At 65.4% G+C, this 14,421-nt stretch carries 13 protein-coding genes; 9 read left to right on the top strand and 4 right to left on the bottom strand.

The genetic code is table 11. From position 1 onward, the window contains the following. Positions 1–63: 63 nt before the first annotated feature. The gene (locus tag ABD808_RS15420) at positions 64–1,110 is read left to right on the top strand and encodes a methyltransferase (protein WP_344896548.1); all 1,047 of its coding nucleotides are present in this window, start codon (positions 64–66) and stop codon (positions 1,108–1,110) included. A gap of 16 nt (positions 1,111–1,126) precedes the next feature. Here the strand turns inward: ABD808_RS15420 and ABD808_RS15415 are convergent, their stop codons facing one another. Then, positions 1,127–2,308: an ROK family transcriptional regulator gene (locus ABD808_RS15415; protein ID WP_344896545.1), complete on the bottom strand. Its 1,182-nt coding sequence runs from the start codon at positions 2,306–2,308 to the stop codon at positions 1,127–1,129. 115 nt (positions 2,309–2,423) lie between these two features. Here ABD808_RS15415 and ABD808_RS15410 point away from each other — a divergent pair, with 115 nt between their 5' ends. After that, a complete protein-coding gene (locus ABD808_RS15410) occupies positions 2,424–4,223 on the top strand; it encodes a glycoside hydrolase family 9 protein (protein ID WP_344896542.1) in 1,800 nt (599 codons plus the stop codon). A gap of 102 nt (positions 4,224–4,325) precedes the next feature. Here the strand turns inward: ABD808_RS15410 and ABD808_RS15405 are convergent, their stop codons facing one another. Then, positions 4,326–5,294, bottom strand: coding sequence for a CHAT domain-containing protein (locus ABD808_RS15405; protein ID WP_344896539.1), 969 nt, complete (start codon positions 5,292–5,294; stop codon positions 4,326–4,328). Positions 5,295–5,591: 297 nt separating this feature from the next. Here ABD808_RS15405 and ABD808_RS15400 point away from each other — a divergent pair, with 297 nt between their 5' ends. The 5 genes from ABD808_RS15400 (at position 5,592) to ABD808_RS15380 (ending at position 9,357) form a co-directional block, all read left to right on the top strand. Beyond that, positions 5,592–5,957: a Rieske (2Fe-2S) protein gene (locus ABD808_RS15400; protein ID WP_344896536.1), complete on the top strand. Its 366-nt coding sequence runs from the start codon at positions 5,592–5,594 to the stop codon at positions 5,955–5,957. Positions 5,958–5,961: 4 nt separating this feature from the next. Continuing rightward, entirely contained in the window at positions 5,962–6,252 is a 291-nt protein-coding gene (locus tag ABD808_RS15395) for a hypothetical protein (RefSeq protein WP_344896533.1), read from the top strand. Then, positions 6,249–7,472 (top strand): amidohydrolase family protein, encoded by a 1,224-nt coding sequence (locus tag ABD808_RS15390; RefSeq protein ID WP_344896530.1) that lies wholly within the window; start codon positions 6,249–6,251, stop codon positions 7,470–7,472. Before ABD808_RS15395 ends, ABD808_RS15390 begins: the two co-directional genes overlap by 4 nt. Next, positions 7,472–8,026, top strand: a complete 555-nt coding sequence (locus ABD808_RS15385) for a thiamine pyrophosphate-binding protein (RefSeq protein WP_344896527.1) — start codon at positions 7,472–7,474, stop codon at positions 8,024–8,026. The genes ABD808_RS15390 and ABD808_RS15385 overlap by 1 nt, the downstream gene beginning before the upstream one ends. A gap of 182 nt (positions 8,027–8,208) precedes the next feature. After that, positions 8,209–9,357, top strand: a complete 1,149-nt coding sequence (locus tag ABD808_RS15380; protein WP_344896524.1) for a site-specific integrase — start codon at positions 8,209–8,211, stop codon at positions 9,355–9,357. Positions 9,358–10,232: 875 nt separating this feature from the next. Here ABD808_RS15380 and ABD808_RS15375 read toward each other — a convergent pair. Together ABD808_RS15375 and ABD808_RS15370 are read right to left on the bottom strand one after the other, a co-directional pair. Continuing rightward, positions 10,233–10,763, bottom strand: coding sequence for a GNAT family N-acetyltransferase (locus ABD808_RS15375; RefSeq protein WP_344896521.1), 531 nt, complete (start codon positions 10,761–10,763; stop codon positions 10,233–10,235). A 3-nt stretch (positions 10,764–10,766) separates the two neighbouring features. Beyond that, positions 10,767–12,023 (bottom strand): helix-turn-helix domain-containing protein, encoded by a 1,257-nt coding sequence (locus ABD808_RS15370; RefSeq protein ID WP_344896518.1) that lies wholly within the window; start codon positions 12,021–12,023, stop codon positions 10,767–10,769. A 1,060-nt stretch (positions 12,024–13,083) separates the two neighbouring features. Here ABD808_RS15370 and ABD808_RS15365 point away from each other — a divergent pair. Both ABD808_RS15365 and ABD808_RS15360 read left to right on the top strand, forming a co-directional pair. Further along, the gene (locus ABD808_RS15365; RefSeq protein WP_344896515.1) at positions 13,084–13,317 is read left to right on the top strand and encodes a DUF397 domain-containing protein; all 234 of its coding nucleotides are present in this window, start codon (positions 13,084–13,086) and stop codon (positions 13,315–13,317) included. A 259-nt stretch (positions 13,318–13,576) separates the two neighbouring features. Next, entirely contained in the window at positions 13,577–14,302 is a 726-nt protein-coding gene (locus ABD808_RS15360) for a hypothetical protein (RefSeq protein WP_344896512.1), read from the top strand. Positions 14,303–14,421 lie beyond the last annotated feature (119 nt).

The raw sequence follows: 14,421 nt of genomic DNA, 5'->3' as shown, positions 1-14,421 counted from the left end.
AGGTGTCGGTCGCTCCCAGCTCGTTCCGTCGGCACCGACGCGATTTCCACCGGGGAGTACCAGATGAGTCCATCGACAGGCGCGGGCGTCCCCGACGCGAACACCGTCGAGCGCATGGTGCTGCTGAGCGTCCTGTCGGGAAGCTGGCTCGCCCAGGCCGGATACGCCATGGCCAAGCTGGGCGTCGCCGACCTGCTGGACGACGGCCCGCGCACCGCCGACGAGCTGGCCGCCGGGTGCGGCGCCCACCCCGAGGCGCTGCACCGCATGCTGCGCGCGCTCGCGGCGGTCGGCCTCTTCGAGGAGCCGGGCCCGCGCACGTACGGGCTCAACGACGCGTCCCGGCTGCTGTGCTCCGGCGCCGCGCGCTCCGCCCGGCGCAGCGCGATCATGTACGGGGAGGAGGTGTTCCGCTCCTTCGCGGAGATCATGCACACCGCGCGCACCGGGAAGCCCGCCTTCGACCGGGCGCACGGCATGGGCTTCTTCGAGTACCTGCACGCCGACGCCGAGGCCGAACGCCGATACAACGAGGCCATGGGCGGGACGGGCGAGACGCCCGCCGCGTTCACCGCGAGCTGCGACCTTGACGGCGTCCGGACGCTCGTCGACGTCGGCGGCGGCACCGGCACCCTGCTGGCCGACGCCCTCACCGCGCGCCCCGACCTGTGGGGCGTCCTGCTGGAGCTGCCGGAGGTCGTTCCGGAGGCGCGCGGACGGCTCGCCGCCGCGGGCGTGCTGGAGCGCGTCCGGCTGACCGAGGGCGACTTCTTCGACCGCGTGCCGTCCGGCGGCGACCTGTACGTGGTGTCCCGCTGCCTGCACAACTGGCCGGACGACAAGGCCGTCCAGATCCTGCGGACGGTCCGGGCGGCGATGGAGCCGGGCGGCAGGCTCGTCCTCCTGGAGAAGCTGATCCCCGAGGGCCCGGGGTTCAGCCCGGCGAAGCTGGTCGACCTGCTGATGCTCGTCATGGTGACCGGCCGCGAACGCACCCTCGCCGAGTACCGCGACCTGCTCACCCGCTCCGGGTTCGAGCTGGTGGCGGCGCACCCGGCGCCGGTGCCCGACCCGCGCGCCGAGAGCGCCCTCGAAGCCACCGCCGTCTGAACCCGCGCGGCCTCGGTCAGCGGACGGTGAACAGCCGCCGTTCGACGTCGTCCAGGGCGAGGCGGGCGGCGCCGAGTGCCACCGCCCGGTCGCCGAGCGCCGACAGCGCCAACGTCGGACGGACGAGCGTCCGCCCCCGCAGATGCCGCTCGACGGCCTCCAGCAGCGGCGGCCCGGCGCGCGTGACACCGCCGCCGATGACGACCAGGTCGGGGTCCAGGATGATGATCAGCGGCGCCAGTCCCCGCACGAACCGCTCGGCGATCGTGTCGACGACGGTCAGCGCGGCCGGGTCGCCGTCCCGGGCGGCGCTCAGCGTCGCGCCCGCCGGGTCGTCTACGGAGTGCTCGCCGGTCAGCTCCGCGATGGCGGCCGTCCCGACCCGGCGTTCGAACGGGCCGAGAGTCGTCCGCCCGGTCGGTCCCGGCTCGCACGCCGACGGGTCGGCGGGCAGGAACCCGACCTCGCCCGCCGCGCCGTGCGCGCCGCGCAGCAGCCGGTCGCCGACGAGGATCCCGGCGCCGACCCGGCCGCCCCACTGGACGGCGACCAGGATCCCGGCGTCCCGGCCGGGACCGTGCCAACGTTCGGCGAGGACGGCGAGGTTGACGTCGTTCTCCACGAACACCGGGCAGCCGAACGCGGCCCGGAGCCGGTCGGCGAGGTCGATCGACCTCCAGTCGGGCATCGTGGCCGCCTCGACCACGACGCCGTGTTCGGCCTCGACGATCCCGGGCGTCCCAGCACCGACCGCGCGGACCGTCTCGGGCCGCACGCCACCGGCGGCCAGCGCGTCCCGGACATGGTCGCGCACATGAGCGAGCATCCCGTCGCGGGTGCGGATGCGGCTGCTGTCCCCCCGGTCCTCGGCGACGATGCGGCCGGTCAGGTCGGCGACGACGACGAGCGTGCGATGCGGACCGATGTCGATGCCGACGACGTGCGCGGCGTCCGGACGCAACCGCACCAGCCGGGCCGGACGACCGGGCGGACGCGGCCCCGCCCGCCCCGCCTCGACGTACTCGACCAGACCGTCGTCGACGAGCGAGGCCACGACCTGCGCGACCGTCTGGCGCGACAGCTCCGTCCGGTCGCTGAGATCGGCCAGCCGGAGCGGTCCGGCCTCGCGCAGCCGGGCCAGCACGGTGCTCTCGTTGATCCGGCGGAGCAGCGCCGGACGCCCGCCGCCATCGAACATTCGCCCGTCCCCCGTTGACCTACGCGGCAAGATCACAGAATATTGCAATGTTGTTAACGAAACTATCGGAAAGCACAGGTATCGGGGGGTCCACGCGACACGAGGGTGGTGCGGTATGAGAACAGCACGTGATCGGCGGCGCTTCCTGATCGGAGCCGCCACGGTGGGAGCCGGATACACGGCCGCCTCCGTGGTGGCCGCTCCGGCGGAGGCCGCCGCGGCTCCCCCGGAGCACGGCGACGCCACGACGCGGATCCTCCTCAACAACGTCGGTTTCGACCCGGACGCGCCCAAGCGCGCCATCGTCACGGCCCACCGCTCGCCGGGCCGGTTCCAGCTCGTCGACGCGAGCACGGGCCAGACCGTCCACAGCGGACGGCTCCGCCACGCGGGCCGCGTCGCCGACTGGGACGGCAACCAATACTGGACGGCCGACTTCTCCACGGTGAAACGTCCCGGCGACTACTACCTCGCGATCGGCTCCGCCAGGTCGGCACAGTTCAAAATCGAGGCGACCGTTCTTGAGCGCTACACGCTCTCGCACGTCGTCCACCATTTCAAAGGCTGGCGCTGCTCCGGCCAGTACGACAAGTTCGACCACCATCTGCCGCTCGGGACCACCGGGAAGAAGGTCGACGCGCACGGCGGGTGGTACGACGCGACCGGCGACTTCGGCAAACACTTCACACAACTGTCGGCCCTCTCCTACTTCAACACGCTCCAGATCCCGCTCACCGCGTGGTCACTGCTCGTCTCCTACCGGGAACTGACCGCCCGGAAGGACGACAACTTCACACAATTGCGCACCTGGCTCCAGGACGAGGGCCTCTTCGGGGCGGACTACATCCGGCGCGTCCACGTCCAGGGAGAGTCCTTCTACAGCAGCGTGGGCCAGCCTGGCCCCCCGAAGGACCCGGTGAAGCGCACCCTGGGCACCGCCCAGGTCAACTTCCGCGAGGGCGGCGGCATGGCGATCGCCGCGCTGGCCATCGCGAGCACGCATGACGTATCGGGCGACTACGAAAGCGCCGAATACCTGTCGGCCGCCAAGGACGCCTTCGCCTACCTCGAAGCCAACAACGTCCGCATGACCAACGACGGCAAAGAGAACATCCAAGACGACTACAACGCGCTACTCGCCGCAGTAGAGCTCTACCGCGCCACGTCAGACGACACCTACAAGAAGAGCGCCGACAAGCGTGCGGCGAATTTGTCGTCCCGCCTGGTGTCCTGGCACGGCTACCGTGACTACTGGCGCGCGGACGACAAGGACCGCCCGTACTTCCACCCGTCCGACGCCGGGCTCCCCGTCGTCGCGCTGCTCACCTACGCCGGTATCGCCGACGGCGACGCCAAGAAGCGAGCCCTCGACGCCGTACGCCGCTCCCTCACCTTCGAACTAGCGGTCACCGAAGAGGTCACCAACCCGTTCGGCTATGCCCGGCAACTCGTCCAGGACGCGAACGGCAAACGCGCCAGCCAGTTCTTCTTCCCCCACAACGTGACCCCGCGCACGAAAGACCAGTGGTGGCAGGGTGAGAACGCACGCATCGCTTCCCTAGCGACAGCCGCACGCCTGGCCGCCCGACAATTCTCCGACGACCACAGTTTCGCCGCGAAACTACGTTCGTACGCGGCGGACCAGCTCAACTGGATCCTCGGCGCCAACCCGTACGACGTCTGCATGCTGGACGGCTCGGGCCGCAACAACCCGCAGTACCTGTGGCTCGAATCCTGGCAGTTCCTCCAGAACGCGGGCGGCATCGTCAACGGCATCACCGGCGAGAACGAGGACGGCAGCGGCATCCTGTGGGACCAGGGATTCGTCAAAACCGGCAAGGACGACGACTGGCGCTGGGGCGAACAATGGCTCCCCCACACCAGCTGGTACCTGAACGCCGCCGCCCTCGGCTAACACCCACCCCAACACTCACGCACCCGCGTGCATGAGCGCGACGCAAAGGGATGGCGCGCGAAAAGCTCTCGCGCGCCATCCCGCTCGCGTATGCGACACCGCTCAGGCACCGGCGTGGACGTGGGCGGCCCAGAGGGAAGACGAGCGGGGAAGCTGGTCCCGCATGGCTCGGACGGCGTGGTGGAGCGCGTGGGCCGCCCGGTTCGTGTCGACGGCGTTCGGTCCGTGGCTCAGGTTCGCGTAGAAGACCTCCGCGGTCTCCACGGCCACCCGGTCGTCGATTCCCCAGAGCGTCCCGACCACGTGCGGGTAGCCCGCGAGCTGGAACGCCGACGTGAGGTGGACCGCCTCGTCCAGGATCGCGCCGTCGCGGGTGTGCGGGTAGAGCTCCAGCAGCGCGACGCCGAGCCCGGCGAGCCCCCCCGGTGCGTCGGGGTGATCGGACGGGATCGCCGCGAGCGCGGCGCGGGTGATGCCGATCTCCTCTTCGAGGTCGCTCGCGGCGCCGCTGTGGCGGGACCGCAGGCCCACGACGATCCCGAGGTTCCCCAGAAGGCGGCCCCGGTTGCGGTGGCCGTCCGGGGTGGCGCGCACCGCGTTCCGCGCGAGCTCGACGGCTTCGTCGATCGACTCCCGCGGGCCGTACCGCTGGAAACCGGTCTGGAGGCAGATGCCGAGATTGGACAGGTACATGCCGCGGTGAGGGTGGCCTTCGGGGGTTGCGTCCACGGCCTCCCGCGCGGCGTGGACGCCTCTGTCGAAGTCGTCCCGCTCGCCCCGCTGCTCGTACCGGACCGGGAGCGCCGCCGACAGCGCGGACAGGAACACGCCCCGCTCCGCGTGCCCGGCGGGCGCGGCGCGGACGGCCTGACCCGCGATGTCGACCGCCTGGTCCAGGACCTCCTCCGGGGCGCCGTTCTCGAACCGTTGCCGCAGCAGGCCGCTCAGGTTGGACAGGCGCTCGGGGAACCGGGGGTGATCGGCCGGCGTCAGGTCGATGATCCGGCGCCAGAGGTCGGCGGTCCGCAGCAGGAGCGTGGGGTCGCGTCCCGCGTCCGCCTCAGTCGTCATGAGGAGGTAACCAGGCGCGGACCGCCGCGACGTTCTCGTCGTGCCCGGTCACCTTTCCGCTTCTTCCCGGCTCTCCGGGCCGGGCGCGTCGCCGACGCCTCGTCCGCACACGTACGCCGTCCCGGTGGCGCCCCGTAAAGACTCCATCTCACGACCGTAGCGCCGCGAAGGGCGACCGCGTGGTGACTCCCTGGTGATTCCCGGATGGTCGATAGGCTGTCTTAAATAGGATTGTGCCGCGCTTTCGTTGACAGTCGGGGTTATTGTATACAATATTGATCACCGAGGTGGTGAGGTATGCAGGGGCAGGTGGTGGTGGGGAGTTCGGTGGAGCTCGCCGACGGGGGACGGCTGGTCGTCGATGTGGACGGCACCGAGATCGGCGTCTTCCGGATCGACGGCGCGCTCTACGCCTACGGCAACTACTGCGTGCACGCGGGCGGGCCGGTGTGCCAGGGAATGATCATCAACCGGGTGGTGGAGCGGCTCGACGACGAGAAGCGGAGCCTCGGGGACGCGTTCTCCGACGATGTCCACATCGTGTGCCCCTGGCACGGCTACGAGTACGACCTGCGCACCGGCAGGCATCCCGGCGACCCGCGCGTCCGGCTGCGCGGGTACCGCGTCTTCGAGAAGGGCGGCGAGATCGTTGTCGAACTCTGAGGACATGGCACGGCTCGTCGCGGAGCTGGGCGATCTCGCAGCGGCGGGGCACCGGCCCGACGACCCGGTGGCGCTCGGCGCGCTGCTGACACTCGCGGTCCGCCTCTACACCGACGGGTCGGAGAACCCGTACGGCCCGGCCGCCCTCGCCGAACTGAAGCTGACGCCGACGGAGGCGTGCACGGCGGCCGCGGCGCTGCTGCACGCCCAGTCGCTCACCCCGTTCGAGTTCGCGGTGTGGTTCTCCAACAGCCGCGTCGACGCCGTGGGCCGCGACGGACAGGAGCAACGATGACGACCGACCCGCGGGTGAAGACGCTGCCGCCGCAGTTCGACCGCTTCACCGACACCCGGGACATGCTCGACCACGCGCGCCAGCAGTCGGTGGAGTACGGGCTGGACGACTACTTCATCGTCGACGTGGACTCGCACCGTGAACCCAACGCGCATTGGCGCGAGGTGCTGGAGTTCATGGAGAACCCCGTGATGAGGTCGAACTCGCTCGCCACCTTGGACGCGCGGGGCACCATGATGTACGTCCCGTACCCGGCTCCGGGCGGTTCGGGGGCCAGCTCGCAGTCGATGCACGGGCGGGTGCCGCACCAGGACCCGCAGGCCGAGGCCGTCGAGGGCGTCACCCGGCACCGCGACATCGAGCTGTCACGGCGGGCGATGGACGCCATCGGCATCAACGTCCAGGTCGTGTTCCCGACGAGCCTGCTCGGCCTCGGCATGTCCCCGCTGGCGGAGGGCGAGGCGCAGGCCGCGTACGCCTACAACCGGTGGATGATCGAGGCGTTCTGCGCCGAGGAACCGCGCATCAAGTTCATGCCGTACCTGCCGTTGCGCTCGCCCGAGATGGCGCTGCGGATCGTCCGCGAGTTCGCGGGAAAGCCCGGCGTGGTCGGGTTCCTGGTCACGAGCATCCGGTACTCCCCGGTGCACGACAACCAGTTCATGCGCCTGTACGCCGCGATCGAGGAGACGGGCCTGCCGCTCGCGTTCCACGCCGGTCCGACGTGGGACGACGACTGGATGAAGACCATGAACAGGTTCATCTCGGTGCACGCGCTGTCGTTCGTGCACTGCAACATGGTGCACCTGACCAACTGGATCATCAACGGCCTGCCCGAACGCTTCCCGAGACTGAAGGTCATCTGGGTGGAGAGCGGCCTGGCGTGGGTGCCGTTCCTGATGCAGCGCCTCGACCACGAGTACCTGAAACGGACGTCGGAGGCGCCGCTGCTGACCCGGCTGCCGAGCGAGTACATGCGGGAGATGTTCTACACGTCCCAGCCGATGGAGTGCGACGACCACGACCTCCTCGAAGCGACGATGAAGGCGATCAACGCCGAGACGCAGCTGCTGTACGCCTCGGACTGGCCGCACTGGGACTTCGACCTGCCCGGCTCGATCCTCGGCATCCGCTTCCTGGACGCCAAGGCCAAACGCAACATCCTCGGCCTCAACGCCGCGCGCCTGTTCAACCTCCCCGAGGGACCGGACGCCGACTGATGGCACGCACCACCCGAATCGCGGCGGCGACGGTCGCGGAAGCGTACCTCGCGCTGCTCAAGAACCGTGGGATCGGCCGCCTGTTCGTCAACGCCGGGACGGACTTCGCCCCTGTCGTCGAGGCGTACGGACGGCGGCCGATCTCCGGCCTCGACCTGCCGGAGATCGTGCTGTGCGCGCACGAGAACCTCGCCGTCTCGATGGCGCACGGCGCGTACCTCGGCGACGGGAAGCCGCAGGCCGTCATGCTGCACACCAGCGTCGGGACGGCGAACGCGGTGTGCGGCGTGCTCACCGCCGCGCGCAGCCGCGTCCCGCTCCTGGTCACCGCCGGGCGGACGCCGCTGTTCGAGGACGGCCCGTCCGGGGCCCGCGACGCGGGAATCCACTGGGCGCAGGAACTGTACGACCAGGCGGGGATGCTCCGAGAACTCGTGAAGTGGGACTACGAGCTGCGCGACGCGGTGCAGGTCGAGACGGTCGTGGACCGTGCGCTCGACGTCGCGCGAACGCAGCCGGCCGGGCCGGTTTCTGATCTAGTCTCAGACACCTAGCAAGACCAGGCAAAACAACAGCACAAGATCGTCAGGGAGCCGTAGCGGGAGCCGTGATCAAGGTCTCCAGAACGCGAGAAGTTGATCAAACTTTCTAGGCTCTGACAGGCGGAGAGGCCGGGTGTTCTCAGCACCCGACCCCTCCTGACACCCCACCGTCACACAGGGACAGGGAGCGTCTGATGGCAAGCGTACTCATCAACGGCTACAAGGGCAGCATCTACCGGGAGGGCAAGGGGTACACGGGCGTTCTGGACTTGGGGAGCAAGCCCGATGGTTCGCGGAACCGTCCCAAGCGTAAGGGCCGCACGAAAGCGATCGTCGAAGAGAAGCTAGACGCGCTTTCAAAGGACCTGAAAAGCAACGTCAAGGCCACCACGCGGCGTACGGTCCTGGAAGTGGTCATCGAGTATGTGAACGAATTGGAGCGTAGCGGTAAGGCTCCATCAACCATCGTGACCTATCGGGGATGGATCAAAAACCACATCTCGGCAATCGGTGCGATCCAAATCAGGGAACTGGAAGCGGCGCACGTGTCCGAATGGCTGGTGACTCGGGCGGTCACGCTTTCCAGTGAATCGCTCCGCAAGGTTCACGCGCTTCTGACGAACAGCATCAATCGCGCCATTGTGTTCGACTACGTTGGTCGGAACGTCAGTCTTCCGGTCACGCGCCCCAAAGGCACAGAAGACACCCTGCGGGAAAGCAAGTCGTTCAGCGTCGAAGAAACGAACGCGATTCTGGCCGCGTGCGTGTCCCCGTTCCCGGCACATCGGATGTGCGGGTATGTCGCGCTCGCAATCACGACGGGACTTCGCGTGGACGAGTTGCACGGTCTCACGTGGAAATGGCTGGACATCGACAGCGCCGAACCGACCGTCTACATCGAAAAGGCGGCGCGGACCGATGGCAAACTCAAGACGAAAAAGAGCAAGCGTGGCCTGACGCTGGGGGGCATGGCGGTAAGCGGCCTAAAAATCTGGCGAGTGATTCAGAAGCGAGAGTTTGAAGCGATCGGCGCGGAGGTCACGAAAGACACGCCGGTTTTCACGCTCCCCAATGGCAGCGCGTACGACACGAACACCGCGCGGACGGAGTTTCGCGCGCTTCTCAAGGTCGCGGATATCAGTGATCCGGACGCCTGGACGCTGCGGGAAACACGCACGACGTTCGTGTCCGTGATGAGCCACAATGGTGTGGCTAGAGAAGTGATTGCCGATATGGCGGGTCATACTCTCAAGACGCTTGAGAGGCATTACCGTAAGGTGCTGGCACCCGTGCACCGTCAGAGCGCGGACGTGATTGACCGGGTGTTCGGCAAGGCCGCATAACCCGCACCCGCACAGAACGGTCCCTGACATCCATCAGGGGCCGTTCTGCGTTGTCGCGCGTCCGGTCTACTGGGACACATCGCGGAAACGTCTGTGCGGCTCTCACAGCCCTTGACGGCATCCTGACTATGGGGGGGAGACGCGCGGGGGGTCTGCGGGACTCTGAGAGCCGTCTAGGGGCTGTCCCATGGGATGTTCCGCCCGGAACCGGTCGCCACAGTTGCCGAATGCCCTGTGCAACGACCGTCGTTCCGTTTCAATGGACCCGCTAAACATCCACAAATACGGTGAAAGAATGAGGTGACAAATAGTGACGGGTTTCTTTGGAATTCAAAATGCGGCGAGCGCTCGACAAGTCGATTTGCGTTCCTTTGTGAAGTGGGGAAGGGAGACGAGGGGGGCGAGCGGAATGGGGGAGTAGGGGGTTGGGGAGGCTTCCGGGAGGAGCGGAGCGACGACCGGCGGATTTCCGTAGGAAATTTAGCCAGCCGTTTGGGCGACTGCGTAAGCCCTGACCTGGGCGGATAGACCGGGATGGGTTTCGCGCGATCGAAGGCGGACACGAAAGGGGACGCGCAGGGGGATGTGAAAGGCTAAAGAACAGTGCCGCTTGCAACTATTCAACCCGGCCAAATATCCAGCGTTGGCCTTGCAAAAAATGGCGCTAAGCTGGAAGACGAGGCCAAAAACAGCGAGAGCCTGACGAGGTCCCTTGCAGGCGCTTTTCTGACAAGGACATACGCGGCTGGACGGCGTGTCCCGAAAGGGCCTCGGCAGGGTCGCCAATAGATAATGGCCATTCGGATGGACGAAGTAGCAACAGAATTGAAGATCAAATATTGCCGGCTGCGAGGAAGAATCGCAGTTTCTTGTGGTCACTCGGCAAATGGCAAAGGCAGTATCAGCGCGTCCATTTTTGGACCTTCTCCGCCCACAGTCGTGACCTTCGACCATCCCCACCGTTCATACATGTCATGGGCTGGGGTGCCGGGAATTGAGGTCAGTGTTGCGAATGCCTCATCCCGGCCGCCTAGAATGTTGGCTAGGAGTCGTTTACTGAGCCCTTGGCCGCGATACGCGGGGCGTATCCCTAATTCTATGACGGCAAACTTGGACAGGGCGAGAATGGAGCGCGGCGGTTCGCTTGCATTTGCCCACCAGGCTCCAGCGGGAAACTGGAGCCCGAAACTGAACCCTGCCCATCGGCCATCAATAAGCAACTTGACTAGCTCGAATTTCTGTCCCCGGCATTGTGCCGATGTACGGGCCTTGAACTGTGCTCGGCTGAATAGCGCGTCATCGCCGTATGATTCTCCGTCGTAAATCTCCCTGTAGACATCGGTCAGTGGTTCCAGAATTTCCAGCGCTTGCCCGCCGTTGAGCCGGACATATTCTCGACTTCTCATGAATTACCTTCCGTGCACGACTTCGCGGTAGGCTTTCACTTCCGGCCGATTCTGTTGGGCCGATGGAACTGTATCGACAATCCGCTCGGCCAGGGATGAGATCAGAATTGTTCGCTGTGCGACAGGGAGATTTCCGTAAGCCTGGGAAGCCTCCTGGATGCCTTCGGTAAGGTCACCGGCTTTAGTACGGCCGAATGCCTGGAGCAGCTTTATTTGCGTCGGAGTCCGCCGGTCATCCGGCGGATATAGTTGCGCGGCCTGGGCGGCGGAGATGTCTGCCTTTCCGCTGTTCGCGCAATTTGCATATACCCACGTTTCCGTGTACCGCAAACAGTCCTCGCCAAACCCAAAAACGGTATGAGAATCTTCAGTAGCCTTTGGCGGGAGGCCATCAAAGGTACGCTCAAGGTGCGTCAGTTCTGTCTCAGCCGCATCAGTAGCCCCGACCAGTGCCAGAGCTTGGGCTTTTCCTCCGATAATGGTCGCCAGCCCAACGCATGGATTCCCATTTTCAAGGTCCGATGCCTCGTTAGCCTGCTTGATAAGGAGATGGGGTGACCGTTGTTCATAAAGGCCACGAACAAGACGCTCCCCGCGTACCCAAAGGCGTGCGGCCACGTCGTCGGAATCGTCGCTCGCTGTCTGCGCGGTTATCCACCAATGGCGAGCTTCTCTTGTGTGGCCCAGGTTGCTGAGTGTCTTTGCCATCAGGGCCGAAAGCGTGGCACCGATACGGCACCATTCTTTGTAGACGAAAGAGTCTGTGTCGATATCCCGCATTATCAGGCGGATACCCACCAAATCAACCGCTAGGTCTTGGGCGAACTGCTCCGGTGGGCGAGTGATGTAGCTGTACCCGTATTCGGTGGTGACTTCTTCCCAGTGGTCAATACGCCTACGGTCGCTGTCGCCGAAGGTGCGTTCCAGACTGGCATGAATGTTCTCCAGGGCGCGAGTGGCAGGCGAAATTGCTACGCCAAACACTGCGAGGCTTTCTAGAAGTTGTCGGCGTTCCACGTCGCTGTCTCCTTCCCTACTGTGAAGAGTCTTCTCTCTGCGTTCCGGTACGAGGGCGATCAGTTCCCCGTTCGCTTGGAGTACGGCGTCAATTTGTTTCGCGAGTTCAGGTGACGGAGTCCGCTCCCCGGTCTTGATTTTGGAGATATGGCTTTGGTTGCAGTAGAGCCGTTTAGCGAGCGATCGTTGGGATATGCCGCGTTCCTGGATTAATGCGTGCATTTTCTCGCCGAATGTCGCCATGTCTCATATCTTCCCGGGGGTGATCCAGTTCGCTGATGCGGGTGATGACAACCAACTGTCATTCGCTGCCATCACTCATCCCCTACACGGTAACCCCGCAAGCTGGCTTCATGTAGGGCGCAAGAAAAAAAGCGGCCCCGGTCCCGATGCTGTGAACATCGGGGGTGTCCCGGGGCCTCGGCCCGAAGGGAGCTCGGACCTATGGCTGATCCTACGGGTAGGCCGTTGGATGAGTTGGCCGTAGAGCTGGTGGCGCGTGAGTGCCGTGCCCAGGTGCAGAGCGGGGCCCTGATCGTCGCTCTGGGGGCGTCTGGGGGCGTTCAGCGGGTCATCGCTACCGACGGGAACCGGTTCCGATGGGGAAGCGACCACGGTAACGATCTCGGTCCCATCGACGACGTGGCGGGGGCGGCCGCCCGTGTGCTCTCGGTCCTGTCGGGAGGCAGGCGGGAACGGGGGTGTGCGTCGTGACCGACTCGACTACGCCCGAAAGCAGGCTTGCCGCTCTGGGTTCGTATTTGTCGGGACGTGGCTTTCAGGCAGAACTTTCCGGTTCGGCGCTCAAAGTGGCCAATCCGTGTGAATCCGGCTGCTGCGACCGCCGCCGCCTTTGCGATTCGATCACGTGCCGTTCCCGGCAGGATGACGGCGGACGGTTGTGGTTCTTCACGTCCTGGAATGAGCCCATCGGACCGGCAAATCATGTCGTTGACACTGCGCTGCGAGTGCAGGGGTATCTGCGACCGGCGAAACGGTGACTCATGAGAGCATTTCCGGTACCGGCTGACCATTGGCACGTGGGCACCTCGCGGCAAGGGAGGCTGCAAGTGTCCTCGGAACGGCTGGACCGGGTCACGGCCATTGCGACGGTGCGTGGCCTGCTGGTTGGCATCGTGAATAGGACCGGTGACCCTTTGTTCGCCGAAGCACTCGGAGCGCTTGACCGGGGGTGCGACTCGTACATCATTCGCGGATTCTTCTACGTGGTGGTTGCGTGCGCGTGCCCCCCTGTCCCCCTGCCCGTTCACCAAATCACGCGTAACGAGGAGAGTGCACAACTTTGGAGTCGTTGACATTCCGGAAGTCGTCGCGGTGCGAAGCGTTGAACCAAGACGGCTGCGTGGAGGTCGCAAGCGCGCAGGGGTATGTCATCGTGCGTGACTCGAAAGACCCGGACGGCCCGACGCTTCGCATATCGCTTTCGGTGTGGCGACAGTTGGCGCTATTGGCGCGCGTCGAACCGGCATACGCGCGAATCACCGGGAAACAGGACGGGGAACGCGGCGGGCGTTGAACCCCAAAGAAGTTTGCCAATGCTCGCCGTGTTCCCGCATGTAGACCGACTCAAGAGCAACGCAAGCCCGCAGGGCCCCCTACTCGGCAGATAAGGAAAGCTCTCCCCGACCATGCGCGATGGATCAATTGCCGATCAGGAATTACGGCACGGGTACACGCTACGGGACTTGAACCGGCTAGCGGCGATTACCGTTCACACATCTTTCCGGCATCATGGGTGGGATTTCGATGAACGCGTCGAGATCACATGGTCCGCTATGGCGGAATTCCTCTATTCGTGTGAGGAGCCGCCGACCGCAAGCGAATTGATGTACTCCAGTGGCGACGTTCTCGACCGGGAACTAACCGCCCGGCTCCGTAGTCACGGGTATGACTTGAACGATGCCTCAAAGCGCCAGAACCGGCCGAGCTTTGAACGCTACTGGTTTGGTTTCCATTCCACACCGGGACCGGAAGAGTACGTGATTGAGAGGGTCGCGGCCCTACAGATCGTTGAACGGCTCTCGGACCTGGACAGGTCTGTCCTCGCGGCTATGGCCAATTTTGCTGACAACGGCATTGCGGCTAACTCGCTCGGAAAGAGGCGTCAGCTATTCACCTCTCAACTCGGTGACGCGCGACGCAACTTCAAAGTGCTCTGGCATGAGGGTGAGAAGCCCTCTCGCCCGTGGATGCTTGACCGGCGTCGGAAAGGCGGCCCTGATCGTCCTATAGCCACTGTCATCCGGAGGCGGAAAAGAGACGGCGTCAACACGCGTCCGCGCCCGGTCCGCAAAGGTGGGAAACCACGCAAAGAAATCGGGATCACTCCCGAGGACTTGCGACAGCGCTACGCCGCTGGTGAGTCCATTTCCGAGATTGCCCGGTCGCTGAACATCGGTGCGACGACACTAAGACGTTTTATGGAGGCGAACGGAATACCTCGGCGCTCGTATGTCGAAGCGGCACGCGTGGTCGCCGACCGCACGACGCGAAGCACCTAACGCACTTCACCAGTCACAACCAAGCGACCCCCGGGAGCCCACACAGGGGAGCCACCCCCCAGATTCCGCCCGATGGCTCCCGACTCCGTCAGACGCCAGCATCCGAGTAGAGGCGGTGG

Source organism: Actinomadura meridiana (genome assembly GCF_039537545.1).
GTDB classification, from domain to species: Bacteria; Actinomycetota; Actinomycetes; order Streptosporangiales; family Streptosporangiaceae; genus Spirillospora; species Spirillospora meridiana.
Note: the sequence above shows the minus strand (reverse complement) of the source record. Positions and strands in the feature narration are given on the sequence as shown.